Origin of the sequence: Fictibacillus sp. Mic-4, from assembly GCF_049843615.1 — a bacterium.
GTDB lineage: Bacteria > Bacillota > Bacilli > Bacillales > Fictibacillaceae > Fictibacillus_A > Fictibacillus_A gelatini.
The window spans coordinates 12618-39048 of sequence record NZ_JBBHZM010000004.1 but is presented as its reverse complement, the minus strand read 5'-3'; the positions used below and the strand labels follow the sequence as shown (position 1 = coordinate 39048).

Here is a 26431-nt window from a genome sequence, read left to right as displayed (position 1 = left end):
TAATTCTCCTTTTACCCTGTTGAAGCACCGCTCATGACGACAAGTAAAATTAAAAAGCCCGCGGTAAATAAACACAAATAAGCAATGGTTGCGACAATGTATTTAAATAGCCCTTTTAACTTTGAACGACTGACCAAAATCGAAATGACCGCTATAAACATTAAGCCAATAGCCGACAGCGCAACCCACATTTTCATCAAGCCTTCACTCATATGGAACCTCCTTTACGACTACAGCGTCAATTATAGCATAAACATAACGATTTGATGTAACGTTGGCAAAAGAAAAACCAGAGCCGATCGTTTCATGCTCCGGTTCTTGGTTTCTAGCAGGATCATTTAGTGTCAAACATTTTCGACAATGTTTCCAGGTCAAGCGGGATTTGATTGCCCGTGACCGCTTTAATAATTTGATCCTCTTTCTGCTTAGTCACTGGCACCCCTGCCAAATTCGCTACTTGAGAGATTAACTGCCTTAATGTACGTTCATCACGAAGGTTTTTCGTGCTGACCGATTGGGCTAATTTAAAAATGTCCTCTTTTTTCACGTTCGTTTTTTGTTCAACTTTATCAAAAAACTGATTTTGATTCTCTTTATCCATAACCGTCCTCCTCCAACTTCCTTTTCACCATATCGTATGCGGTAGCCCGGGCTATTGTGAAAAAGAAATCTACGGAAGAGGAATTCCCCTGATAAGATTTTACAACTCTTCAACCTCATGCGTCCTTGAGCGCTGCATTAATTCGTCAACCGCTTCTTTCGGGTTCATTCCGCTAAAAAGGATAGCGTGCAGCGCATTCGTAATCGGCATCTCAACATCTTCGATTTTTGCAAGATGGTACGCCGCCTCTGTTGTACGGACACCTTCAACAACCATTCCCATTTTAGCAAGGACGTCATCAAGCTTTTCCCCTTTTCCAAGGAGATTCCCTGCCCGCCAGTTCCGGCTGTGGACACTCGTACATGTCACAATCAAATCACCGATTCCAGTTAATCCAGAAAAGGTTAGTGGATTCGCGCCCATTTTCACTCCTAATCTCGTGATTTCAGCAAGCCCTCTCGTAATTAAAGCGGCTTTTGCATTGTCTCCATAGCCTAACCCATCTGAGATCCCGGCACCTAATGCAATAATGTTTTTCAGGGCGCCTCCGATTTCTACTCCGATAATATCCGGATTCGTATACACTCTGAAATATTGGTTAATAAACAAATCCTGGACATGTTCTGCGAATTCTACATTGGTTGATGATACCGTTACAGTAGTCGGCTGTCTAAGGCAAACTTCTTCTGCATGGCTTGGACCTGACAAAACGACAATTGCATTTCTCTGTTCAGCAGGGATCTCTTCTTCGATGATTTCTGAAATACGCTTGTAAGTGTTCGGCTCGATTCCTTTGGACGCATGAACAATCGTCACCGGTTTATCCAGTGCACTTTTCAATTCGCCAAGAACATCTCTCATCGCTTTTGTCGGCGTAACTAGAACAACATATTCCGCATTTTCCACTGCTTTTTTCATGCTTGTTGTACCTTCTATATTAGAAGGTAGGACAATATCCCGTAAGTATTTTTCATTTGTATGATTTTCATTGATTTCGTCAATTTGTTCTTTTCTTCTTCCCCATAGACGAACTTCATGGTCATTATCTGCCAATACTACGGCCAGTGCTGTTCCCCAGCTTCCTGCCCCGATTACTGCAACTTTTGTCATTCTCTCTAGCTCCTTCTTCATACATTGATTGGTGTTTACTACTCATTTTTTTTGCGGGCCACAATTCGTATAGGCGTTCCAATAAAGCCGAATGTTTCACGAATTTTATTTTCTAAAAAGCGTCGATACGAAAAATGAAGAAGTTCTGGATCGTTCACGAATAAAGCAATGGTAGGCGGTTTGATCGCCACTTGAGTAACGTAATTAATCTTTAGCCGTTTGCCGTTATCAGTCGGGGTAGGATTCATCGCAACCGCATCCATAACCACATCGTTTAAAACATTCGTTTGAATTCGGAGTGAATGATTTTCCGCCACCTGGGCAATTAGCGGGTAAAGTGTGTGCAGCCTTTGTTTTGTTTTAGCAGAAACAAAAATAATCGGCGCATAATTTAAATACAAAAAGTGATCACGCACTTTTTGTTCGAATTCTTTCATCGTTTTATCGTCTTTTTCGATCGCATCCCACTTGTTGACGATAATAATAACACCTTTGCCGGCTTCATGGGCATATCCTGCAACTTTTTTATCTTGTTCAATGATCCCTTCTTCGGCATTTAAAACGACACAAACGACGTCAGAACGTTCTATTGCCCGGAGAGCCCGGAGAACACTGTACTTTTCCGTGCTTTCATAAACTTTTCCTTTTTTTCTCATTCCCGCCGTATCAATGATGACGAACTTTTGCCCATCTTTTATAAATTCCGTATCAATGGCATCGCGTGTTGTTCCGGCGATATTGCTTACAATCACCCGTTCTTTTCCTAAAATGCTATTGACAAGCGATGACTTCCCGACATTTGGCCTTCCGATAAGTGAAAAACGAATCGTATCGTCATCTTCTTCATCCGTTTTACGATCAGGGAAGTGCCGGACAACCGCATCAAGCAAATCGCCTAACCCTAAGCCGTGAGCACCTGAAATGGCAATCGGCTCCCCGATCCCAAGTGAGTAAAACTCGTAAATAAGTTCCTGGCGTTCCGGGTTATCAATTTTATTTACGCCTAACACAACAGGCTTGTTTGAACGAAATAGCAATTTAGCCACTTCTTCATCGGCTGCGGTAATCCCTTCCCTGCCGTCGACGATAAAAACAATAACATCCGCTTCGTCAATGGCAATTTCCGCCTGCTGCCTCATTTGTACCAGCAACGGTTCATCCCCAATTTCGATTCCGCCCGTATCGATCACGTTAAACTCATGGTTTAACCATTCGGCAGAACTATAAATTCGATCTCTCGTTACACCTGGCATATCTTCAACAATCGACACACGATCGCCGACAATCCGATTAAATATCGTTGATTTACCAACATTCGGCCGTCCAACAATGGCCATTACCGGTTTTGACATATAGACACATCCCTTTTCACATTACATACTTCGAATAGCAATTTAATTTATGTACAAAAAAGATAACCCTACATTAGAAAAAGGGTTATCTAATGATTTGAATAGCTAATCTATTTTAGCAAATTAAGCTTGAAATTTTCAACCACTTATAATTTTCGGTGAAGCCATGTCAATTGAATCCCCTCTTTAAAAAGCTGGCTAAAATAATACACTAGCGATACTAGCCCGTAAAGAAAGCAACAGATAGAAACGGTATCAAAAAAAGCGCTACTTCCGAATATGGTCGTTTTTGTTAACTTTTGAATGAGAAAACGATAAAGACATTCTCCCTGGCAACATCCTGTCAAAAGGACATGCAACCTTGCTTTCTTCGTTTGAACAATAATAATTGAGAGTAAAAGTATGAATGTTGAAAGAACCCATTTCACATCAATATAAAACCAAACCGGATCATACATCGAAAAAAGAAGCAAACAAACATAAGAGAACATGATAATGAAACTGGCAAAAACAAAATAAATCATGTTTCTAAATGGGTACCTGGTAAATGCAAAGAAACACATAGCAGCGAGAATAATAAAAGATAGATTGAGTACATATCGGCCATATTGAATGAATGTATTTGAACATAAAAGTAATATGAGTATGAACATCGCCGCTTTTGTTCGTTTCGACGATTTTGGCATTAAAAACGTGCAATATGTCCAGAAGAGCCACGAAATCCAGTAAAAATAAATGCCTTCCATTTTTCTACACCTCATCACTCATTATGACTCGGAAGAATAAAAGTTAATCACGTATGTCAAAATAAAACCAATGATGGAAGGAGTGAGAAATGTGGGCAAAGATCGTCAAGAAAAAAAGTTACGCGAGTCAAGAAGAGTCGAATCTGATCGCGATCAAAGTTTAAAATACCCTGGATCATCAACATTAGAAGGTCCGGAAGACGCGAGAAAACGGAATAAAGGCTAAAGAAAAAGAACTCCTATTTCACGGGAGTTCTTCTTTGCGCATACCGCGCAGTATCAATACCTCTTTGTTCAAGCCAATGATAAACAGCACCCGAAATGACGACTGGATGATGATGAAGTTCTTTCACCGTAGTAACGCCAAGGGCTGTCATGATCATCACCATTTCATTGTGCAGATTTTCAATCGTTTGAAAAAGTTCATCTCTTCCTTTTTTAATTAAAACGGAGATCAAATGCCCCGCCATTCCGACGGCGTTCGAACCGAGTGAAAGAGCCTTTACAATCTCAAGGCTGTTTTGTAAACCACCAGAAGCAATGATACTTCCATGAAACACTTCGTTCGTTTCAATAATGGCTATCGCAGTTGGGATACCCCAATGATTAAAAAATGACAACTCATCCATTCGCCGTTTATTTTCTATAAGAGAAAAATTGGTTCCCCCGTATCCTCCGACATCGATGATCTTTACACCAATATCCTTAAGCAGCAAAGCAGCTTCCTTTCCGATCCCAAAGCCGACTTCTTTAACAATGACCGGAACGTTGACGCGATTTACGATTGCTTCAATTCGATTAAGCCTGCCTGAAAAATCGCGGTCACCCTCAGGCATAACGAGTTCTTGAACAGTATTTAAATGAATCTGAAGGGCATCCGCTGCAATCATCTCGATTGCAGCTTCCGCCTGATCGACTGTCGCCTCACTGCCTAAATTCGCAATAATGACGCCATTCGGGTTAGATTTTCGAACAATCTCGAATGTTGCCCGTTCATTTTTATCTTTTAAGGCGGCCATTTGCGAACCGACGCTAACCGCCATATTAAAATAAGATGCTATCTCAGCAAGCGCCCGGTTAATTTCTAATGTTTTTAAACCACCGCCACCTGTCATTGCATTAATAAAAATAGGTGAACGTAAATCGAGTTCACCTATTTTCGTTTTAAGATCAATCGAAGAAACTGAAACATTAGATAAGCTATTGTGAACAAGCGTTATATCATCAAATCCGTTTGTTCCTATTTTTTCACTTTCAACCGCATGCTTAATATGTTCCAATTTCCTCAAAGATCGCATATCGTTTTCACCTGTTTGCATACTAGTTTAAAACATTCTCTTGCGGCAATGTTATTGATATTTTTTTAGTTGATCGCCAATCATATCCGCAAGGGAAAATCCTTTTTCTTCTTTTGGCAAGTTGTCTTTCATGTTTTGCTCTTCTTTTTCTTCTAAAGCAGCACGAATGCTTAAAGAAATCCGCTTTTCGCCGCGGTCAACATCCAACACTTTTACAGTAACAGTTTCCCCTTCTTTTAACACTTCATTCGGATTTCCAATATGTCGATTGCTAATTTCCGAAATATGAACAAGCCCTTCGACTCCTTCTCCCACTTCAACAAATGCTCCGAATGAAACGAGACGCTTGACGACTCCTTGAATAACCTCACCAGGTTGCATATTGTTTATTACTTGCTCCCATGGGCTTGGAAGTGTTTCTTTAATGGATAAAGAAATGCGCTCACTATCGCGGTCTACATTTAATACTTTTACCGTAACGGTATCTCCTTCTTGAACGACTTCTGAAGGATGATCTACACGTTTATGGGACAATTGAGAAATATGTACGAGCCCATCAACCCCGCCAATGTCTACAAATGCTCCAAAGTTTGTCAATCTTTGCACTTTTCCTTCAAGAACTTGTCCTTGCGACAATGAATTTAATAAGTTTTCTTTTTTCTTGTTTTCGATCTCTTCTAAAACGGCACGGTGGGATAAAATTAAACGATTTTTTTCTTGATCGCATTCAACAATTTTAACGTCTAATTCTTTTCCTTTATAGTCGCTGAAATCTTCTACAAAATGCTTTTCGACCATTGATGCGGGGATAAATCCTCTTACACCAAGGTCGACAACAAGTCCGCCTTTAACGACATCATGAATGGTCACCGTAAATGTTTCGTTATTTTCAAATTTCTTTTCCAACTCTTCCCATGATTTTTCAGAATCTACAGCTTTTTTTGAAACGAGAAGCTTGTCTTCTGAAAGCGAAATGACTTTTACAGTAATCACATCTCCTGTGTTTAATACATCACTTGCTTTTTCAACAAACAGGTTGGAAATTTCATTGACAGCCAGCAACGCATCTTGCTTATAACCAATATCAATTAGCGCATACTTATCTTCCACTTTAATAACCGTACCTTGAACAACGTCTCCGGTTTCAACCACTTTTGTGTCCGTCAAACTTGTATTCATTTCTTCTGTCATACGTTTGCCCTCCTCAAATTTAGCTGAAAGATTAAGAATCACCATCCAAAACAGTCTTTATTGATTCTCATTTATCAATCGCCTTATATGTTCCATTATAAGGTCTGTTGCCTCTTTTGCGGAAACTTTTTGCTCCTTTAGTTCTTTAAAATCGATCGGTTCGCCATAAACGACCTTTAATTTTTTTCTGAATTTGTACTTTCCGATAATCGCACACGGAATAACAGCAGCATCTGTTTTCAATGCAAAAAAACCCGCTCCTGCAAGACCTTCTCCTAATTCACCGGTCTTGCTGCGGTGCCCTTCGGGGAAAAGCCCGAGCACTTTTCCTTCTTTTAAAAGATTTAGACCGTTTTTCAGCGCCTGTTTGTCACTCATTCCCCGGCGGACCGGAAAAGCATGGATCCGTTTAATAATATGTTTTAACACGGGAACGTTGAAAAGTTCAGCTTTTGCCATAAAATGAACGACTCTTGGCGTAGCAACGCCGACTAACGGCGGATCAAAATTGTGAATATGATTGGCACAAAGTAAAACTCCACCGTCCTGTGGGATTTTTTCCTTACCTTTCACCTCCATGCCATACATCAAAGCAAAAAAAGTTTGACAAACTTTTTTCCCAATAAAGTATAAATCCACCCTATTCAGCCCTTTCGTTGACTAAATGCAAAATTGCGTTAACTACATCCTGTATGGTCATAGATGTCGTATCAAGTTCGATTGCGTCTTCTGCTTTTTTTAATGGTGCATATTCTCGTTCTGAATCCCGTTTATCTCGAAGTGCAATTTCTTCCTTTAATTGTTCAAAGTCGGCTTCAAACCCTTTTAATTTATTTTCTTCAAATCTTCTTCGTGCCCTTTCCTCTACGGATGCGACTAGAAAAACCTTCACCTCGGCATCAGGCATCACATGTGTCCCGATATCGCGGCCGTCCATTACGACTCCGCCGCCTCTGGCAAGGAGTTGTTGCCGTTTAACCATTTCTTCTCTGACCGTCTGGCATTTCGCAACAAACGAAACATTGTTCGTTACGTCAGCTGTACGAATTTCATCGGTTACATCCTTGCCGTCTAAAATAACGGCCTGTCTTGAATTTTGGACTTTTAATTCAATCATAGAATTCTTTAATAAATGAGCTAGTTCTTCTTCATTATGCACATCAACGCGCGTTAAAAGCGCTTTATAGGTTAACGCACGATACATGGCACCCGTATCAATATAAATGTATGACAATTGATCAGCCACCAATTTGGCAACTGTACTTTTTCCAGCTCCGGCGGGGCCATCGATTGCTATTTTTAATTTTTGTTTCATTATTTTTCCTCCCAAAAACACCATCTCTACATACTAAAAAGCAGGTATTTCCCCTGCTTTTTTAGGCTACTAAAAAAAAATAATAACGAATTTACTATATCATATTCTCTGGTTAGCGGTCTAATGTTTCAAGTAGATTCGTTTTGTTTTCCTTTAAGACGCCTTCGTAATACACGCTTTTATTAAACCGTTCGTGCCATGTCTCATGTTGAATGGCCCATTGTGCAAGAAAAAGAAATACAATGTGAATGAAGACAAGCTTGATTAATAGATGATCCAATTTTTCCATCCGAGTTCTTCCTTTACATTCTATATTCATCCACGAAGTATTCCACATTCACTAAAATGCTATTCATTCATGGCCTCTTTTTTCTTATGCAGGAGTTGTTGTTCAAAACAATAGCGAATAATTTGCTGACGTTCAAATTCCTGAATTTCTTTAAATTGGATGGAAGCCCTCACCTTTTCGCTATCAGCGGATATTCTTAATACGTTGCATTCAAGATCAAGGTAAACTTTCTCTCCTGATGTCATTGGAAGTACGATTAAACATTGAATGATATTGTTTTCCAACAGAGAATGGCGCCGGGGCAAGACGAGTTGCATTCCGCCTGCACTAATATCAACAGCAACTGTAACAAACGGTGAAAACAGCTGTTCGTTATGGCTAACGGCAACATCAAGCATTGTATCGACCCGAACATATTGCCTTCGCTGAATACGCTGAAGTGCTTCACTCCCGGGGTAACTTATAAGTAAAACGGGGATTTTGTCCATTTTGCGCCCCTGAAGCTCTGTTTTAAACATAAATACCGATTGGTCCTTTTTATTGACAAATGTTGCTTTAAATGGCGTTCCTTCTAAAAAGAATTCTGTTCGCTTTGTCTTTTCATTGATGGGATAGTCTACCCATAACTGATTTTCCTTGATTTCAACGATTTTACATTTGTAACGGTCTTGCTTCTCTGAATGTAATGGTTCCAAATAAACGGTTTCTCCTATCGTAATCAAAAAAGTTCACCCAACTTTTAGCATTTTTTCTTATGACTTATTATGCCAGAGAACAAATAAAAGGAAAAGCGAAAATTCGCTTTTCCTTAAATGGATTCATAAGAAGGTTCTGCCTCTTTCAGCTTTTTAACGCCTTCTTCTTTTCCGTTTTCTGCATTGATGAAAATTTGATACGTTTCATCGCCAAGTACCCCTAAAAACTCGTAGCAAAGAACTTCCTTGCCCACATCGTTTCGAATAAGAGCCATATGCTTTTCCATCATTTTAAACTTCGGATTGACTTTTGTTTTTGCAGCTGCCTCCGAAAGTTTAACAGCCGGAATGGTTCGTTTATGATGGGAAAGTAAGTACTCTGTTCCTTCATAGCCCATAATATCGCCATTATCTAATGCTACCTTTACGGAAACGGTATCCGGATAAATGCGCACACCGTTTTGCACAGCAGCGAATGTAAATACCCCAACATTATCATATTGATCACTTGATACAGCTTCCATTTTCGTATTTAAATGACGGTTTAAAAACTGATCCGCTTTATTTTGTGCTTCATTTAAACTAATTGTCGGCTTCCCAACTTTCCGGTCTTGCAATACCCATAACGGATGGCCGCCTTTTTTGGAAAGATCCATATACGTGTTCGCTTTCGTATCCGGGTTATAAATGGTTAAGGAGTAAGTATCATATTGCGCTCCTTTTCCTGATTCTTCTACTTTTATTTTTACATTGCGGCGAAGATTTAAAAACTTGAAGGCTAGCTGTTTCGCTTCTTGTTTTGAGATCTTCCTTCCTGATAAATGCGACAAATTACGATTTTTCAACTTGTCCATTTCTTTCGCTTCAGGACCAAAATCTAATTCTGTATAGCCTTGCGCCGATTTATCAACCGTTTTAAATCCGTCAATGATTGTATTATCCTGAGGCTGCTTATTTGTCGCTAAGGCAAGTTCAACATCCATCCAGCGTAAATTTTTTTTCTGTGCCATCGCTTCTGTTTTTCTTAATTGATTTTGAATGTTCGTTGAGTTCGCATAAAGCGTTTTTAAGGTGTTATACTCTTCTTTCGTTAAAGGCTTTTTATCAAGATCGCGAACAGCGACCCGATAGCTAAAGTCCCCCATCTTCGCAAGAAATTCTTCCGTTTTGTTAAATGGCAATAGTGCAAGCGGAAGTTGTCCGACATTGTTATGTGCCTCAGAAGTCAACCGCCAGACTTGAGCAAGCGCCGGGGACAGTTGTTTTTGTGAATTCATGGCAAGTGTTTCCCCGATTTTATCATGCAAAGAATCAATATGAAAATTCAACTCATGAAATGCCCGTTGATAATTGTTTTCAGCCTGCAGAAGCACAGCGTTTTTTTCTTGATGTTCACTGTATCCCCAGTAGCCTGTTCCGACGATACCAAGTGCAAGTATGACAATAAGAACCGTTCTTATCAAGTTAGTCACCTCAATTATTTACAGAAAATATGCTTCCCTATCTTTTTAATTTGCGGTCTTGTCCATATCCAACCTGACGTTGCTGTATCCGGGTTAAAATAATATAACGCTTCTCCCGTAGGATCCCATCCATTAATCGCATCCATGACGGCTTTTTTTGCCGTTTTATTAGGTGTTAAATAAATCTGGCCGTCTGCAACCGCCGTAAATGCTCGTGGTTCAAATATTACCCCTGCCACCGTATTTGGAAAAGCAGGACTATGGAGGCGATTTAAAATAACGGCAGCAATCGCTACCTGCCCGATATATGGTTCGCCCCTTGCCTCACCGTATACCGCGTTTGCAAGTAAATTAATATCATTTTGCGAGAATCCTGCGGGTGTATTTTTGCCAGGTTGTGCTTTAGCCTGTTTTCTTTCCGGTTGTTTCGTTTCTTTTTTCCTACCTTTAATCACAACATTGCCAGTTTGTTTTTTCTCCGAAACCCCGCCATACGTCGTAAATTTTCTTCCCTGGCGAATAAGTTTCATCACACGGGCACGATTAAATTTCGTCACACTGGCAAGCTTTATTTTTGTTTTATATCCTGCCAGCCCGTCAACAGGAAGTTTAAATTCATATTGAAAGTTTCGCAGTGCCCAATACGTACGCCATCCGAAAACGCCGTCGATTGGGCCGTTATAATATCCAATGTATTGAAGCCTTGCTTGAAGTTCGATGACATCTTCTCCAACCGCTCCTTTTTGAATAACTTGAGGGGTGAAGGCATGTGCCGCCTGGTTGGGAAAATCCGCAAGTACCAAAAAACAGAAAGTAACTAGTATAAGTAGCCTTTTTATGTAATGCCTGATTCCCTTCATAAATAGATTGCCTCCTGTGAATTTTTCTCAACATTGTATGATATACGTAGCTTTTGTAATGAAAGCTAATTTATACATCAAACTGAAGATGAGAAATGAGACGTTAGATTTGTTCGAATCGGCCAATAGCCGATTCCGCTATCTGCATGTTTTAGGTTTCTAAAACATAAAAAAACGAAACGGCGACTGCCATTTCGTTTTTTTTATAGCCATTCAGACTTTTGCGCATTTGCCATTCTCACTCTCTTTAAGCCAATCCACCATAAGTAGAGCATAAATGGGATCATTAATAGCAAAAAGTCTTTTTTGCTATCAAAAGTCAATAATATCCAATTGTATATGCCATGTAATCCGGCAGGAATAATTATCGCTAATACTAAATATAGCAACTTCCGGCTAGAAAATTTCGCCTTTCCTAAATAGTAGCCGCTAATCACACCGAATAAAGCATGGCTGCTTACCGGCAATAACGCCCTTCCAATCGCATCATGCAAACCGTGAACATATAAATAAAAAATATTTTCCATGGAAGCAAAACCCAATGAAGCGGAAACCGCATAAACGATGCCGTCATATGGTTCATTAAATTCGGCATGTTGATACGCGAAATAAATGACGATAAACCATTTTAAAAATTCTTCTAAAAAGCCGGATAATAAAAAGGCATGGACGAGCCTGGAAATTGTAAATTCTTCCTGCAATCCATATTGAATAAGCATAACCGGAAAAACGAGCAATGCACCGAAAATATATACTTTTATAACCATTGAAATGGGTTCTGTTTCATACTTATCTTTTAAATAAAAAAAAGAAAGTAGGGCGATGGCAGGTGCAATAGCCGCCGAAATAATTCCAAACATGTAAGCCCTCATTTCTACTGTTTTTTTCTATCGTAACATGATAGGCTATTATTGAAAACAATAAAATCAAAAAACGTTTTTAAATCAACCTGCTCTTAATACAGGTTGATTTTTTTGCTTAACGCTTTTGCAATAAGCTCTCCATGAAATCTCCCGTTCTCAATAAAGATTTCATTTGCATTATTCCCTGCGGCAATCACGCCGCAAATGAAAATATTTTCCACGTTCGTTTCCATCGTGTCTGGATGATGAACAGGCCTTCCCGTTTCTTCATCAATGGCAACACCCATTTTTCTTAAAAATGAATGATCGGGGTGATAGCCGGTCATGGCGAATACGAAATCAGCCTTTATTTTTTCCGTTTTCCCATCCTTTTCGTAAAACAAAAAGTCTTCCGTAATTTCTTTCACAACGGCATTAAACTCCATCCTTATGTTGTTTTGAGAAACTTGAGCCGTAAATTCTGGCAGCACCCACGGTTTAATGCTTTTCGAATAATCTTTACCGCGATAAAGAACGGTCACACGCGCCCCGGATTTTTGAAGCTCGAGCGCTGTATCGATCGCTGAATTTTTCCCGCCAATGACAACGATGTCCTCATTGAAAAAAGGGTGCCCTTCTTTAAAATAATGAAAAACGTGCGGCAGCTCTTCCCCCTTTACTCCCATCATATTCGGGTGGTCATAGTAACCTGTAGCAATAATGGCGGCACGAGAATAATAAACTTTCTCTTGTCCTTTTTGAGTTTTTGTTATTATGCAAAAGAGTTGATCCGATTCTTTTGCAACAGAAATCACTTTTTCATATGTGTTCACTTGAAGTTCCTTACGCTTTACAACTTCTCGATAATACGTTAACGCATGAATTCTTTTTGGCTTTCTTTCCTCATTCACAAAAGGCACACCGCCAATTTCCAGTTTTTCGCTCGTGCTAAAAAACGTCTGGTGGGTTGGATACCGGGAAATCGTATCAACGACATTTCCTTTTTCAAGAACAACATATGAAAAACCTTTTTCTTTTATCGCAATTGCCGCAGAAAGCCCGCACGGACCTCCCCCAACAATACAAACATCATAAATCACGATCACCACTCCCTAAACATAAAAATCCCCTATCAACAAATGATAGGGGATTTTTCCTTTCATTGCAAAGATTAAATCCAGCCGCGGAAGCGAGAAGCTTCAGCCATTTTGCGCACACCGACCATGTAAGCGGCCAGACGCATGTTCACTTTGCGGTTGACCGAAGTTGTATAAACAGAGTTGAAGGATTTGACCATAACTTTTTCAAGTTTTTCTTCCACTTCTTCTTCTGTCCAATAATAGCCCTGGTTGTTTTGTACCCATTCGAAATAAGATACCGTTACCCCACCAGCACTTGCAAGAACATCCGGAACAAGAAGGATGCCTCTTTCAGTTAAAATCTTCGTTGCTTCAAGAGTTGTCGGACCGTTTGCCGCTTCGACAACGATGGAAGCCTTAATGTTATGGGCATTTTCTTCCGTAATTTGATTTTCAATTGCCGCAGGAACGAGAATATCACAATCTAGTTCAAGCAATTCTTTATTTGAAATCGTGTCTTTAAACAATTTCGTTACTGTACCAAAGCTGTCCCGTCTTTCAAGGAGATAATCGATATCCAATCCTTCAGGATCATAAAGACCGCCGTATGCATCGGAAATACCAATTACTTTCGCTCCAGCATCATGCATAAATTTCGCAAGGAAGCTGCCGGCATTACCAAACCCTTGAACAACAACACGTGCACCTTCTAAAGTAATGCCACGTTTTGCAGCCGCTTCACGAATACAAATCGTAACACCTTTTGCCGTAGCTGTTTCACGTCCGTGAGAACCACCGAGCACTAACGGCTTACCTGTAATAAAACCTGGAGAGTCGAATTCACGAATTCGGCTATATTCATCCATCATCCACGCCATGATTTGAGAGTTGGTCATGACATCTGGAGCTGGAATATCTTTCGTAGGCCCTACAAGCTGGCTGATGGCGCGAACGTATCCACGGCTTAATGCTTCAAGCTCTCTGAAAGACATCGTACGCGGGTCACAAATAATACCGCCTTTACCTCCGCCATATGGAAGGTCAACAATTCCTGCTTTTAAGCTCATCCAAATGGAAAGCGCTTTTACCTCATTTTCCGTTACGTTTGGATGGAAACGTACGCCACCTTTTGTCGGTCCAACGGAGTCATTATGTTGTGCACGGTAACCCGTGAAAATTTTCGTCGTACCATCATCCATTTTGATTGGGATACGAACTGTTAACAATCGAATCGGTTCTTTTAACAATTCATATACTTCTGATGGGTAGCCTAATTTATCCAGTGCTTCATGTATCACTGTTTGTGTCGATGCTAGCACATCGTTATTTTCATGTTTTTCTTGATTTTGATCTGCATTGTTTTGGGCAGTCATTTGATTACCTCCCATTATTGTCACCTCTAAAGTTTAGTCAATGTTCAGTGCAAGTATACACCTTTGGACTCATTATGAGAAGGGAAAAATCACATTTTCTCATAAAAAAAGAAAGCGCTTCCTTTTTCGGAATATTCATAAATGTAATCTAATCTTTCACAGTATTTTGATAAGGTTCTAAAAATAAAAATCCCCCTTATTTTACAAGGGGGCAGGGTCGTTATTTATGAATAGAAAGCTTAATAAGCTGCTCGATCATATCAGGATAGCTCAGCCCAATTTCTTTAGCAGCATCAGGGAAAAGGCTTGTCGGTGTCATTCCGGGCAATGTATTTACTTCTAGTATAACCGGTTCGCTGCCGTCATGTGGAACGATAAAGTCGACACGTGAATAGACTTCGCATCCTAGTGCTTCATGGGCCAAAACGGCATTTTTTTGCAAAAGGGCCGTAATTTCATCGCTTACCCTCGCCGGAACATAGTGCACACTTCCGCCTTCAGCATATTTTGATTCATAATCGTAATAGCTATTTTTTGGGACGATTTCAACAACTGGCAATGCTTTTACATTTCCTTTTTCGCCCATTACAGCTACTGTTACTTCTTTACCAGAAATAAATTGTTCAATCATGACCGTATGATCATGCGTAAACGCAGTTTGAATTCCCTGTAATAATTCTTCTTTATTTTGAGCAATTGTAAGACCGATTGTTGAGCCTTCGTGATTCGGCTTTACTACGACAGGAAACGGAAATGGGATTTCCAGTTCGTCTTCCCGATATAATTTTTTCTCGAGAACGATTTCTTTTGCGGTACGAATTCCTTGCTCTTGAAAAAACTTCTTCGACTTTGATTTATCCATTGCTAAAGCAGAAGCAAGTACCCCTGAACCGACATATGGGATATTGAGCATATCAAGCATGCCTTGCAGCCTGCCATCTTCGCCAAATTTACCGTGCAAACCAATGAAAACTGCATCGACTTCTAAATGAAGAAGTTCATTCAAACGATCGATTTGAAAATCGATGCCAATCACTTCGTGTCCTTTTTCTTTAAGAGCAGCCATAATTTGTTTCCCGGATGACAATGACACTTCTCTCTCTGCAGAAACGCCGCCATATAAAACAGCAATTTTCATCTCCTCATTCACTCCTAACCGTCTTATCTATGTAACATTTTATTTCCGAAAATGTGATTCGGGTACAATAAAATATTTTCTATCATACCATTTTTTCGAATGACATCATATAAAAACCTCCCTGATCACCGGGAGGTTTATTTAAAAAAGGTATTTAATTGCAATATCGCTTCTTTAGGCATTAAACATTTACCGTATTCCATTACACGGTAACTGGTAATTGTGGAAGGGCTGCCGAATTCCGCCAGGAGTGCTATCAACATATCAAGTTCAATCGATTGAATGTCGTTTTCCTCAAACTTTAAATAAAATTGATCGTTAAAGGAATACAATACTCCGCCCTCAATTTGAAACGAATGTAATCGATGGGCAAGCGAAATGACATCTTCAAATGACGAAAACTCATAGAATATTTCATCACTTTCATCAAGAGTGACTTGCATTTCGATATAGTCTTCATCATATTCATCTTCCAGGTCATATTCATTGCTGCCTTTTGTAACGATGACTACCATGCCTTGAGCAGGTAAAGCAAATACTTCTACGGCAATCGGTCCATCTGCTTTAAACCCTACTTCATCATCGGCTTCATTCATCATATCGCGAAATAATTGATGAACCTTTGGGATATCCTGCCATATTTCATCTTTCGATATGCCTCGCTCTTTTAAATCATCCAACGTGAGGAAGATTTTTATCTTATTATAGGTTAATCGCTCTACCCGCATCTTTTGGTCCCCCTTACGCTACTGCATCTCTTTGATACAATATATGAGTGATAATAAAGATGGTGATTAGATTTCTTCCTCTTATCTAATCATTCCTTCCTATTACTAGAATACCAAAAACGATCATTTTTCAATCATCTTGACTTTAATATTAAAAACATTGTAAAACTTGTCCTTCAATGTTGCAACTAAAAACATTTTTTAACCAATTTATTTCTTTATTCCGCTGTTTTTCTAAAAATCCTGCCCGCAGGACGAAAAATTATGTGAATATTTCAAAATCAATTGTTGAAAAAATTGTCAGTTTCGCTTATCATTAAAGTAAGTTAATAAAAATTAAAGAAATGGAGAGGAAGCAGCATGACGATAACCAAACTTAAAACAAAATCTCTCGTCTTAAATACGGAGCTTGATTATAATAAAAGGCTTGGGCTTCCCGTTGAAGTTTACTCCACAATTACACATGAGACCATCGCATTTGGACGCATCGACACAATCGATGACCGATTTGTAGTCATTAATAATAAAAAACATTCCAGAGAAACGAACATGTTTTTCGGCTGTCCCTGTTTATCTTAATTTTATTTATGATAAATATTGATGTTATACTCCGATTTCATAAAGGCTAATATATGATGCCGATTTTTCCACTGTTCCGGTTCCGACCATAATTCATCTCCACGTTCAATCACATCATTTCTCACTAATTCAAATTCTTCGTCCGCTTTCTTATGTTTTTTCTTGTAAAAGCTGAATTGGAATAGCGATAAGCCGTAGAGAAAGATAGCCCCCATGATCACTTTATCGCTCATTAACATATAGACAAGATTCACATGCTGTACCAGTACTTTCGGCCATATAACCAAAAAAAGGTACAAAAATGTTCCGAGGCCAACTAAAAACATGGCAAAAGACCATTTTTGCGCTAAGCGCTCAAACCTATCTTTCTCTTCTTTTTTTCTTACGAGATTCTTGAGCACCACTTTGCTTACTTCCGTCATATACGGATCGATCTTCCAATTTGACGCATTCATATGTATAACCCCCTGTTTATACGTATGCACATCATTTATGATTCATTCCGCACTTTCATCGCCGTATTTGTAAGCGGTTAGCCGCAAAATCAGTCGTTTTTAATCTGGTTCAATATTCACTTCCTCAATTTCCGTATCATTATTCCCTCCTGCCGGGTTTAATAAATGAGGGGACCAATATTGATACGTTAATGTTAAAAGGACGAGAACGAGGAAGCAAAACAAAAGAATTCGCGAAAGCGGCATCTTTTGTTTTTTTTCCCCGCTTTCCGATTGATCCAATTTTTTACGCCGTTTTTTCCTCAATTGGCTATGGTATTCTTTTCGAGAAGGCAATTTCGATTCCCCTGCTACTTTATTTTCGCTCATTTTGGAACGTAGCAAGTCCGCCTGGTCATGTTGTTTCCCCACTAAAATCCGCCTCCCGTTACATCTACGTTACACGAGAAAAAATATAATGCAATTCTTTTTCCCATTGAAAAAAAGAATCGGGTTCTCGTTTTTTATGGTTTAAAAAGGGTTGAATGGTTGCCTCACAGATCGTGCAGCAATTTTTATTTTTATATGTCAAATGTTCGCCAAACGCTTTTAAAATTCCTCTTCGCTTACACTCTTTTTTCACTATCCAATGGAACATTTCATCCAGTTTGTTCAATTTATACTGTTTTCGTTTTTGGATATGGTTAAGGATCGTCTGAAATACAATGGCTAACTGTTCTTTCGTTTTTTCTTCCCGATTGAACATTTTTTCTTGTTCAAATTGAAATTCGATAAACCTTTTTGCCGTCGAACTTATGCCATAACCTTCCAACCACTGTAAAAAGCGCTCTTTATCCATTAAAGAAGCTGCTTGGATTAATTCAATTAATTGGTTTTCATCAGGAAATTCATGTTCAATGAGAAGAGAAGGAATCTCTTTATCTCCTTCATTATAAAGCAAAATAGCAACACTCGGGCATTGATCCCGGCCTGCACGTCCAATTTCCTGGACATAGGCTTCCATGTTGGCCGGTGGATGAAAATGAATAACATAACGTATATTTGGCTTATTAATTCCCATCCCAAACGCATTTGTTGCGCATATACAGTCAAGTTGGCCGTTTAAAAATTGCTTTTGAATGAGCAATCGATCATGAGTTTCCATGCCCCCATGATAGGCAGCAACTTTCAATTGATTGGATTCCATCAAAAATGCCGACAGATTCTCAGCCCAGGCTCTTGTTGACGTATAGATGATACCCGGTCCTTTTAAGATTTTCGCCAGCTCTTTAACCCGCTCCATTTTTTCATCGCAAGTGAAGAACGGCTCAACGATAAACGTAATATTTTCTCTATCCACACTATGTATATGACAAACCACGTTTTTCATTTCTAATTGTTTCTTAATATCTTCCCTGACCTCCTCAGTCGCTGTTGCCGTTAAAGCAAGACAGGGAGGGGAGCCGAGTTTTCTTCTCGCTTCGCTCAAGCTTAAATAATGTGGTCTAAATTCATGCCCCCATTGTGATATACAATGCGCTTCATCAACGACGAACAATGAAATTTTCATATGAATGAGCTTGTTCATAAGAAAGGGGGATTGCAAAATTTCCGGCGAAACATAAATGAACTTAAATTTCGATAATTGATGGAGCACCCGGCTTCTTTCACCCGGATCCATAAAGCTATTAATAGCAACGACCCGCTTCTCTCCCGCTTTTTTTAGTTGCTCAACCTGATCTTCCATGAGTGACAATAATGGGGAAACGATTAAAATCGAGCCGTCGAAAATGTATCCGGGCAACAAATATAAGAGTGACTTTCCTGCTCCTGTCGGGAGCATAGAAAGAACATCTTTTTTTTCGAGGACATCTTCGATTATTTCTCGTTGCCCTTTTCGGAACGAATTAAATCCGAAATGGCTTTTCAGAAGCCTCTCCAACTGCATCTTTCTCAACACCGACCCTTCCAATGACCATCCGTATTTTAAAGTATGATATCGTTTCAAGCTCGTCCTTGATCCGTTTTAATCTTCTTGTTTTGAGCCGCTCGTATACATGTAAAATAGCCTTTTGTTCTTCAACCGACACATATTCTTCAATCGGAAAATGAGGGTCATGCATCGCAATTTCGACGATATGATCCTCGATTGTACTTCTTTTTAAATTCCTGATTTTCATAATCTCTTCTAGCGGCTTTCCGCGATTTAACCACTCTAACGTCTTTTTTGCCGATAATGTCAGAGACTCTTTCAATGCCACACCGTTTAATAAACGAAACAGAACCGGATACCGATCGGGCCACTCAAAACAGGAGAACATGATATGATGCAAAACAGCCTTAAACCGCAATAATGTTTCATCTTCTTCCAGCTTCATAAAATGGGCAACTTGTCTAATTGTCAACCCGATTCGTTTATAACGGCTTAACCGGAGAACAAAAATCCCGGCACTTTTTTCATGTACCCCGGTAAGCAGTTCGCTTAATTCTTTCAATAATTGGTTAGCCGTCCATACTCTCTCATTATATGTAACAGGAAACTGCTTTTTGACAAGGGAGAAGATAGCCGGATCACTAGAAACCGGCAAAAACTGATTTTCTTTTCTTACCATATTTGAAATGCATTGGACATATAGCATTACGAGTTGCCAGAACTTGTTCTCCATTGGGGAATACTTTAAACCGTTTAATTGTTTTATATAATCCGCTTCCTTCAAAAAACTTGCAAGTTTCTCTTCGCCACAAGCCGTTAGCCTATAACTGTTGTTTGATATTTCTTCAATAGAACGATCATTGCTCAAGTTATCTATCATTTGCTGAAATGTAGAATCAGTGATGAAATTGCACGCTCCAAAAACATGGCTCACGTCAAACAGCTTTGCATCCGCCAATGTTTGTGCATTTTTCTTCCCTTTTAAAAGGTGAAAAGCCCCTCGGGCACTTCTTTCACCATTGAATTGTTTCAATACATATAAGGTTAAAAAACAGGTAACATTCATACAATCACCTTCTATAGAAACTATTGTAGCAAACAAGAAGAGGAACGTATATATAAGAGGTTATTATCTCCAGGCGAGTGGAATAAATATAAGTGTGAAAATCGCCGGATTTCCTATTGAAAAGTAAGGGGAGAAAATTTACAATATAATTGTATAATTGATTTTTGCAGTTATGAAAATGGATTTTTCTGTTGTTTCCAACTTTATAAGGAGGTAAGCATTATGCCAAAGTACACAATTGTAGACAAAGAAACATGTATTGCTTGTGGGGCCTGTGGGGCCGCAGCGCCGGATATTTATGATTATGATGATGAAGGAATTGCTTATGTAACGCTAGATGATAACCAGGGAATTGTAGAAATTCCTGATGTATTATTAGATGATATGCAGGATGCTTTTGAAGGCTGTCCTACAGATTCCATCAAAGTAGCTGATGAACCATTTGACGGTGATCCTTTGAAATTTGAATAAGCTTTTAAAAACCCTTCATCATCGAAGGGTTTTTTCTTTACTCTACTCTTTTATTTTAGTAACTATGATAATCATTGTCAATTCCATTCAAGCTAAAAGGGTGGTAGCCGGCTACTTCTATCACACAATATGTAGCGCCTCCGGTTGATTCACCATTAGTTTTGTAAATTGCGGAGGCGGAGCGGGCAATTCCTGTTTATTTAGTTTGCCGGCAAAGCCTCCTCTTCCGCCGATAAATAATATACCAATGCAAAGTGTGATCATGATTACGACAAAAAATCGTTTGACGTACTCCATAACATCCTCCCATACGGTAAATTGCAATAACTTTACTATTGTATGAAAAGGATGGATGAAAAATGACCGGATTCTTTCACTTTTGTTTCGTATGGAACAAGAAAAAACGGGAAAATAACAGTTATTCTTCTATGTTTCGAGGCAAAAAGAAAGAAAATGTCGTACCTTCCGTCCATTTGCTGTGAACGGTAATTTGCCCTCCATGTGCTTCAACGATATTTTTAGCAATCGCCAGGCCTAAACCGGTTCCGCCTTTTTTTCCACGTGTTCGCGCCTTATCCGCCTTATAAAAACGTTCAAATACAAATGGGAGGTCTTCACCCGGGATTCCTGAACCGTTATCTTGTACATCGATTTTAACGCCGTTTTCCTCAGATCGAACAAAAACTTTTACAAACCCATTGTTTGGAGTATGCCGAATGGCATTATCGATTAAGTTCGTCAAAACTTGTTCAATTCGATCCGGATCGATCATAATTTGATCTTCAAACTCGCTAATCTCATAAGATAAAGCAATTTCCTTGTCCTTAGCCAGCCCGTAAAATTTGCGGACGACACGTTCAATAAAGGTCCCGATCGATACATGATCGAGATGCAATTTCATTTGTCCGGATTCTAATCTTGCCAAATCAAGAAGCTCATTCACAAGACGTCCCATTCTCAGGGATTCATCATAAATGATTTGTGCGATCTCCTTTTTTTCCTCCTCTGATTCTGCAATATCATCTACGATCGCTTCACTGTAACCCTGGAGCATCGCAATGGGTGTTCGTAATTCGTGTGAAACATTGGCGATAAAATCATCTCTTAGTTTATCCATTTGTCGTTCTTTTGTCATATCACGCAAAACGGCGACGGCTCCGCGGACAAATTGCTTATTGTAAAGAGGTGTCATGACGACAACCCAATACCTTCCCTGTATGGCAATTTCGAGAAACTGCTCTTTTTCAAGGGTAACGACTCGTTCAAATAACTCATTCATTTCCGCAGGTAAACCGTCCGAACCTTCTATTTCCGCTCCATGTTCATATTTCCACGTTTGTAAAAACTGTTGTGCAGGTGGATTCGTCACGAGAATGTCCATTTTCCTGTCGATTGTTATGACACCGTCAGCCATTGAGCTTAATATTCCAGATAGCTGCTCTTTTTCTTGATTCAGTGCGGTAATAAACGTTTTCAACTGTCTTCCCATCCGATTAAACGCCATCGCCAGCTCCCCGATCTCATCATGAGTAAGCATCGGAACTTTCATATCAAATTCACCTTTTGCAATATGAAAAGCCGCTTCCCTCATTTTACGGAGAGGGGCTGTAACCCTTGTTGAAAGGAAAAAGGCAAAGATCGTAGTTAAAATAATGGCAATACCTGCAGCCAGAAAAATAAATAGTGTTGTATGGGTTGTGCTTTCCTTAATGTTTTGCAATGATTGGTAGACATATACGGCACCTGTTTCCCCATTGGACTGTTTGATAGGTAGGCCAACAATTAAAACGTGGTTATGGATTTCCTTCCCATTTTGGATCACCGGGAAGTCACCCTGTTCAATCACTTTTTTCCCTTTTTTATAAACGGAAGCCAATGTTTTGTTTTTTAAAAATACCGATTTTGGCAAATTAGGTTCATTTTTTTTGCTGGAAGGAGGTGAATAAAAGTTCCCATTATCCATCACTACCATCGCATTTAAGGATGAAGCGTCAACTATTTCCCATGTGATCCTGAGCGCTTCGTCGCGGTTGCCATAGTTTTTAATCATATCATTAATTTTTTCGGTAATATGCGTTAATTGATCCCTGGCCTGCTTTTCATAAAAGTTGCTGAAAAACTGCGTTAAAAGAATGGATAACATGAACAGGACGACGGCTACGAGAAGAATGATGGTCGCCCATAATTTCCCTACTACACTTCTCCAAAGCATTATTCTTCTGCCGCCTCAAACTTATACCCCACTCCCCAGACCGTTGCGATCATGGAAGCCGCCTCCGGCGACACTTTATTTAATTTTTCACGGAGCCGTTTTACATGCGTATCGACTGTTCGTAAATCACCAAAAAACTCATAATTCCAAACGTCTTTCAGCAATTGTTCACGGGCATATACTTTATCAGGTGTTTTTGCTAAATAGTAAAGAAGCTCATATTCCTTCGGTGTAAGATTCACTTCTTTTCCACTGGCCAATACGCGGTGGGCATCATGGTCAATCGTTAAATGCGGGAATACAATAACATTTTTTGTCACTGTTTCCGTTTGCAAAAACTTTGTAGAGGAAGACCGCCTCAATAAAGCTTTTACTCGAAGGACCACTTCCCTCGGGCTGAATGGCTTGACGATATAATCATCCGTTCCAGCCTCAAACCCTTGAATTCGGTTCATTTCTTCCCCTTTTGCCGTTAACATAATAACAGGAGTGGCTTTTTTCTTTCGTAATTGTTCACAAACCTCAATTCCGTCCATTCCCGGCATCATGAGATCAAGCAAGATAAGGTCATAATTGATTGAAAGTGCCAGTTCCAGAGCATCTTCGCCGTTTTCAGCTTCATGGACCTCATAATGTTCCCGCTCTAAATACATTTTTAATAGCTTGCGAATTCGTTCCTCGTCATCAACCACGAGAATTTTTGCTTCTTTTTCCACAACGATTCCCCCATTATTGACTATTTTCCAATTTTATTTTACATGAAGTTAGTAGATACTACAAAACCCTTCACCTCTGTGAAGGGTTTTGTAAGCTTACGCATAGGAGTGCAGTCCGGCAAGAACGAGATTGACCGCGATTAAGTTAAAGGCAATGATTAGAAACCCGATTACGGATAGCCAGGCCGATTTTTCCCCGTGCCATCCTTTGTTTAAACGCAAGTGAATGTAGGCTGCATAGAATAAAAAGGTGATAAGTGCCCAGACTTCTTTCGGATCCCAGCCCCAAAAACGAGTCCATGCCTTTTGCGCCCAAATCATTGCAAATATTAACGCTCCGAGCGTAAAAACAGGGAACCCAATCGCAACCGCACGATAGCTGATTTCATCTACGAGGTCATCATTCATATTCGCCAGCTTCGGTTGAATAGCTGCCGCAATGCGCTTCCGAAGAATCAAACGCAATAGGCCATAAAGCACTGCCCCCGAGAGCAATGACCAAATAAATGTATTTAGCTTTTTCGGGGCCTCTTCTCCTTTCATCCAGGATGGGGCATGAACGAACGGCTCATAGCCGCCTTTTGTCAGCAGCTTTCCGTCAGGCGGGCCAATCAGTACCGGAAGTTCGTATGTGATTGTTTGTTCTACTCTTTGTCCGTCCTTCCATGCTTTCCACGAAAATTCTTCTTTCGTCCCTATGCTTTGAGAAATGATTGTCACAATAATAAAGCCAACAATACAAAGAAGACAGTACATAATGAATTCCAACCATTTCGTCTTCGCTGTTGAAACTTTTTGGTCAACGGTTAAGATTAAGTAAATAAGTCCTGCAACAAAACTGATAGATAAAATCCCTTCACCAAGTGCCGCCGTCGTCACATGAATTTTCAGCCAATCACTTTGCAGTGCCGGAATCAGCGGAGAAATGTCACGCGGGAACATGCTTGCATAGGCAATGACTAAAAGCGCAATTGCCATTGCAAATACCCCGAGTACATTTGTTTTATAAATTGCATAAATAATGATAAAGGCAAATACCATCATCATTCCAAAAAATGTTGTAAATTCAAACAAATTGCTTACAGGAGCATGTCCGCTCGCAATCCAGCGAGTAATAAAATAGCCGAGTTGACAAATAAATCCGATGATGGCTATTGTATATCCTATTCTCCCCCATCGTTTAATGTACGCCGCTCCTTTTTCACGCCCTTTTTTGTCTGAGATCGACATCGCAAAAACAAAGGTTGCAATTAAATAAATGATAAATGCACAGTAAAGTAATGTACTACTAATCCCAGCCATAATACCCTCCTATTGGCTTATGAACGTTTTGGTTCAACCTTATCTACAGGCATTATTAATCCCGTTTCATCAGAAATCTTTTGAATTTCCTTTTTGAAGCCAAACCAGTTTTTATTTGTATGAGCCGCCAGCCATGTTTCATTGTCTTTCTGACGTATCCAAATTCGCCGATGGTTCCAATACAGTCCCTGGACGACTCCAAGCATAAAGATGGCAGCGCCTACAATGATGATCGGCAACGTTAAATCTTTTTTCACAGTAAGCCCTGAAACATCTTTCATTTCTACACCGGCAAACTTCATTTTATATTTGTTTGCTTGCTGTTTATTCGCTTCAATGGTTTGCTGAATAGCGACCAATGAACGTTCTCCGTCAGGTGTTTCCGGTGTTTTAAAGTCAAACACAAAGGCTGGATTTTCCGGCGACTTGTTTCTCGAAGCAGGGAGTCCCTTCTCATCAAAATAAAAATTTGGATAATATCTCGATAATTTCACTTCCACACCATGACCTAAATCATACTCAGTTTTTGGATTATTTAAATCAACCGTCATTGGACCGTACGCTTTTCCCGTTTTTTTATTGACGAGGTTAAATTTCATTTTATCCAATTCGCCTTGCCTGTAATAAGACTGATAGATTCCGTAATGACTGAATTTAAAAGGATGATTGACCTTCGCTTGTCCATCTTTTATTTTTTCGAGCTTCGGCAGTTCGCCAATGACTGGCTTGCTTTTCGCCCGATAGAGTGTGATTTTGCTCTCGTAGTTTTTTGGAACTTCGCCGGCCTTTTGGAGCGCTGCCTTATACTGTTTGTCGTTTTTGCTATACGTTTGAAGAATAAAATTATTATTTTTCAAATAATATTCGTTATTGGTTCCGGGGATGGCTGCCGTTTCTCCTTCTTTGATCCATACAACTTTATCGATGTACATGCCCGGAAAAAAGCGCAGCATCGCACCGACAAGAAAAATGATAAGGCCGGTATGATTAACGTAGGCCCCCCATCTGGAAAATCGCCCTTTTTCCGCCAGTATATTTCCGTTTTCTTCTCGTACTTTATAACGATTTTTTATTAATGCACCTTTAATATGCTCAAACGGGATACTGCCAGGAGTGATGCTTACTAGCCGCTGTCCTTTGAGGAAATTTTCATGTCTTGTCACTCGCTGATTTTTCAATGACTTATAAAGAGGCACACCACGGTCGATACTTGCCACAATGATCGATAAACCGAGAGCCGCTAACAAAGTGATGAACCACCACGAACCATATAAGTTTTCAAACCCAAGTAAATAATAAATTTTTCCGAATATCCCGTATCTGTCCTCATAATATGTAGCAGGGTCCGCGTTTGACGGTATGTACTCTTGTTGCGGAAAAATCGATCCGATTGCCGCAGCGACAAGAATGATAAAAATAATTGTGACACCGACTTTTACAGAGGAAAAAAAGTTCCATATTTTATCAATGATTGTTTTGTTGTATGTTTTCGATCGAATGGCACTACCTTCATAGCGCATATTGATCAACTGGTCTGAATCTCCGCCCTTAAAAGGCTTGCCGCATGCGGCACAAAATTCAGTTCCGTACGGATTTTCATGACCACATTCACACTTGATTGCCTTCATATGAACACCC

At 39.7% G+C, this 26431-nt stretch carries 30 protein-coding genes; 3 read left to right on the top strand and 27 right to left on the bottom strand.

Translation table 11 applies throughout. The features are described 5' to 3' along the window. Positions 1-11: 11 nt before the first annotated feature. From WD019_RS04965 to WD019_RS04945, 5 genes are all read right to left on the bottom strand, one after another. Positions 12-212, bottom strand: a complete 201-nt coding sequence (locus WD019_RS04965; protein ID WP_026676941.1) for a DUF2768 domain-containing protein — start codon at positions 210-212, stop codon at positions 12-14. A 122-nt stretch (positions 213-334) separates the two neighbouring features. Continuing rightward, positions 335-601: a stage VI sporulation protein F gene (locus WD019_RS04960; protein ID WP_026676940.1), complete on the bottom strand. Its 267-nt coding sequence runs from the start codon at positions 599-601 to the stop codon at positions 335-337. Between the two features lie 99 nt (positions 602-700). After that, positions 701-1711 carry an NAD(P)H-dependent glycerol-3-phosphate dehydrogenase gene (locus tag WD019_RS04955; RefSeq protein ID WP_026676939.1) on the bottom strand — a complete coding sequence of 337 codons (1011 nt, stop codon included), beginning with the start codon at positions 1709-1711 and terminating at the stop codon, positions 701-703. Positions 1712-1749: 38 nt separating this feature from the next. Next, positions 1750-3063 (bottom strand): ribosome biogenesis GTPase Der, encoded by a 1314-nt coding sequence (gene der / locus WD019_RS04950; RefSeq protein WP_425710825.1) that lies wholly within the window; start codon positions 3061-3063, stop codon positions 1750-1752. A 146-nt stretch (positions 3064-3209) separates the two neighbouring features. Next, entirely contained in the window at positions 3210-3809 is a 600-nt protein-coding gene (locus WD019_RS04945) for a YphA family membrane protein (RefSeq protein WP_026676937.1), read from the bottom strand. Between the two features lie 91 nt (positions 3810-3900). Between WD019_RS04945 and WD019_RS04940 the strand changes: the two genes are divergently transcribed. After that, a complete protein-coding gene (locus tag WD019_RS04940; protein ID WP_425710824.1) occupies positions 3901-4035 on the top strand; it encodes a YpzI family protein in 135 nt (44 codons plus the stop codon). Between the two features lie 13 nt (positions 4036-4048). On the opposite strand, the gene fni is transcribed toward WD019_RS04940, so the two are convergent. The 13 genes from fni to WD019_RS04875 form a co-directional block, all read right to left on the bottom strand. After that, positions 4049-5107, bottom strand: a complete 1059-nt coding sequence (gene fni, locus WD019_RS04935) for a type 2 isopentenyl-diphosphate Delta-isomerase (protein ID WP_035350239.1) — start codon at positions 5105-5107, stop codon at positions 4049-4051. Positions 5108-5158: 51 nt separating this feature from the next. Then, positions 5159-6298 (bottom strand): 30S ribosomal protein S1, encoded by a 1140-nt coding sequence (rpsA, locus tag WD019_RS04930; RefSeq protein WP_425710823.1) that lies wholly within the window; start codon positions 6296-6298, stop codon positions 5159-5161. Between the two features lie 57 nt (positions 6299-6355). Beyond that, positions 6356-6877, bottom strand: a complete 522-nt coding sequence (locus WD019_RS04925; RefSeq protein WP_425710822.1) for a lysophospholipid acyltransferase family protein — start codon at positions 6875-6877, stop codon at positions 6356-6358. 61 nt (positions 6878-6938) lie between these two features. Next, positions 6939-7613 carry a (d)CMP kinase gene (gene cmk, locus WD019_RS04920; protein WP_425710821.1) on the bottom strand — a complete coding sequence of 225 codons (675 nt, stop codon included), beginning with the start codon at positions 7611-7613 and terminating at the stop codon, positions 6939-6941. 112 nt (positions 7614-7725) lie between these two features. Beyond that, entirely contained in the window at positions 7726-7902 is a 177-nt protein-coding gene (locus tag WD019_RS04915) for a DUF5359 family protein (protein ID WP_154657917.1), read from the bottom strand. Positions 7903-7961: 59 nt separating this feature from the next. Further along, complete coding sequence (locus WD019_RS04910; protein ID WP_425710820.1) at positions 7962-8624, bottom strand: flagellar brake protein; 663 nt, start codon at positions 8622-8624, stop codon at positions 7962-7964. Positions 8625-8710: 86 nt separating this feature from the next. Beyond that, complete coding sequence (gene ypeB, locus WD019_RS04905; protein WP_026676931.1) at positions 8711-10060, bottom strand: germination protein YpeB; 1350 nt, start codon at positions 10058-10060, stop codon at positions 8711-8713. 14 nt (positions 10061-10074) lie between these two features. Next, entirely contained in the window at positions 10075-10920 is an 846-nt protein-coding gene (gene sleB, locus WD019_RS04900) for a spore cortex-lytic enzyme (protein ID WP_026676930.1), read from the bottom strand. 203 nt (positions 10921-11123) lie between these two features. Next, positions 11124-11780 carry a glutamic-type intramembrane protease PrsW gene (gene prsW / locus WD019_RS04895; protein ID WP_026676929.1) on the bottom strand — a complete coding sequence of 219 codons (657 nt, stop codon included), beginning with the start codon at positions 11778-11780 and terminating at the stop codon, positions 11124-11126. A 95-nt stretch (positions 11781-11875) separates the two neighbouring features. Next, positions 11876-12862, bottom strand: a complete 987-nt coding sequence (locus tag WD019_RS04890) for a YpdA family putative bacillithiol disulfide reductase (RefSeq protein ID WP_035350236.1) — start codon at positions 12860-12862, stop codon at positions 11876-11878. Between the two features lie 71 nt (positions 12863-12933). Continuing rightward, a complete protein-coding gene (locus WD019_RS04885; protein ID WP_026676927.1) occupies positions 12934-14214 on the bottom strand; it encodes a Glu/Leu/Phe/Val family dehydrogenase in 1281 nt (426 codons plus the stop codon). 220 nt (positions 14215-14434) lie between these two features. After that, positions 14435-15352: a D-alanine--D-alanine ligase family protein gene (locus tag WD019_RS04880; RefSeq protein WP_026676926.1), complete on the bottom strand. Its 918-nt coding sequence runs from the start codon at positions 15350-15352 to the stop codon at positions 14435-14437. A 137-nt stretch (positions 15353-15489) separates the two neighbouring features. Next, a complete protein-coding gene (locus tag WD019_RS04875; protein WP_026676925.1) occupies positions 15490-16080 on the bottom strand; it encodes a genetic competence negative regulator in 591 nt (196 codons plus the stop codon). Positions 16081-16440: 360 nt separating this feature from the next. Here WD019_RS04875 and WD019_RS04870 point away from each other — a divergent pair, with 360 nt between their 5' ends. After that, positions 16441-16659 (top strand): hypothetical protein, encoded by a 219-nt coding sequence (locus tag WD019_RS04870; RefSeq protein WP_026676924.1) that lies wholly within the window; start codon positions 16441-16443, stop codon positions 16657-16659. Between the two features lie 2 nt (positions 16660-16661). On the opposite strand, the gene WD019_RS04865 is transcribed toward WD019_RS04870, so the two are convergent. The 4 genes from WD019_RS04865 to WD019_RS04850 form a co-directional block, all read right to left on the bottom strand. Further along, complete coding sequence (locus tag WD019_RS04865) at positions 16662-17114, bottom strand: DUF2663 family protein (RefSeq protein WP_026676923.1); 453 nt, start codon at positions 17112-17114, stop codon at positions 16662-16664. A gap of 99 nt (positions 17115-17213) precedes the next feature. Further along, positions 17214-17525, bottom strand: coding sequence for a hypothetical protein (locus tag WD019_RS04860; protein ID WP_026676922.1), 312 nt, complete (start codon positions 17523-17525; stop codon positions 17214-17216). A gap of 22 nt (positions 17526-17547) precedes the next feature. Next, positions 17548-19041 carry a RecQ family ATP-dependent DNA helicase gene (locus WD019_RS04855; protein WP_425710888.1) on the bottom strand — a complete coding sequence of 498 codons (1494 nt, stop codon included), beginning with the start codon at positions 19039-19041 and terminating at the stop codon, positions 17548-17550. Further along, entirely contained in the window at positions 19001-20092 is a 1092-nt protein-coding gene (locus WD019_RS04850) for a helix-turn-helix domain-containing protein (RefSeq protein ID WP_051291342.1), read from the bottom strand. Before WD019_RS04850 ends, WD019_RS04855 begins: the two co-directional genes overlap by 41 nt. 222 nt (positions 20093-20314) lie before the next feature. Here WD019_RS04850 and WD019_RS04845 point away from each other — a divergent pair, with 222 nt between their 5' ends. Beyond that, complete coding sequence (locus tag WD019_RS04845) at positions 20315-20563, top strand: ferredoxin (protein ID WP_026676920.1); 249 nt, start codon at positions 20315-20317, stop codon at positions 20561-20563. A 120-nt stretch (positions 20564-20683) separates the two neighbouring features. On the opposite strand, the gene WD019_RS04840 is transcribed toward WD019_RS04845, so the two are convergent. From WD019_RS04840 to resB, 5 genes are all read right to left on the bottom strand, one after another. Then, positions 20684-20860: a hypothetical protein gene (locus WD019_RS04840; protein ID WP_154657916.1), complete on the bottom strand. Its 177-nt coding sequence runs from the start codon at positions 20858-20860 to the stop codon at positions 20684-20686. A 121-nt stretch (positions 20861-20981) separates the two neighbouring features. Beyond that, a complete protein-coding gene (locus WD019_RS04835; protein ID WP_026676919.1) occupies positions 20982-22778 on the bottom strand; it encodes an ATP-binding protein in 1797 nt (598 codons plus the stop codon). Further along, positions 22775-23491, bottom strand: coding sequence for a response regulator transcription factor (locus WD019_RS04830; protein WP_026676918.1), 717 nt, complete (start codon positions 23489-23491; stop codon positions 22775-22777). The genes WD019_RS04835 and WD019_RS04830 overlap by 4 nt, the downstream gene beginning before the upstream one ends. A gap of 96 nt (positions 23492-23587) precedes the next feature. Then, the gene (gene ccsB / locus WD019_RS04825; protein WP_026676917.1) at positions 23588-24793 is read right to left on the bottom strand and encodes a c-type cytochrome biogenesis protein CcsB; all 1206 of its coding nucleotides are present in this window, start codon (positions 24791-24793) and stop codon (positions 23588-23590) included. A gap of 17 nt (positions 24794-24810) precedes the next feature. Beyond that, entirely contained in the window at positions 24811-26421 is a 1611-nt protein-coding gene (resB, locus tag WD019_RS04820) for a cytochrome c biogenesis protein ResB (protein ID WP_026676916.1), read from the bottom strand. Between the last annotated feature and the right edge of the window lie 10 nt (positions 26422-26431).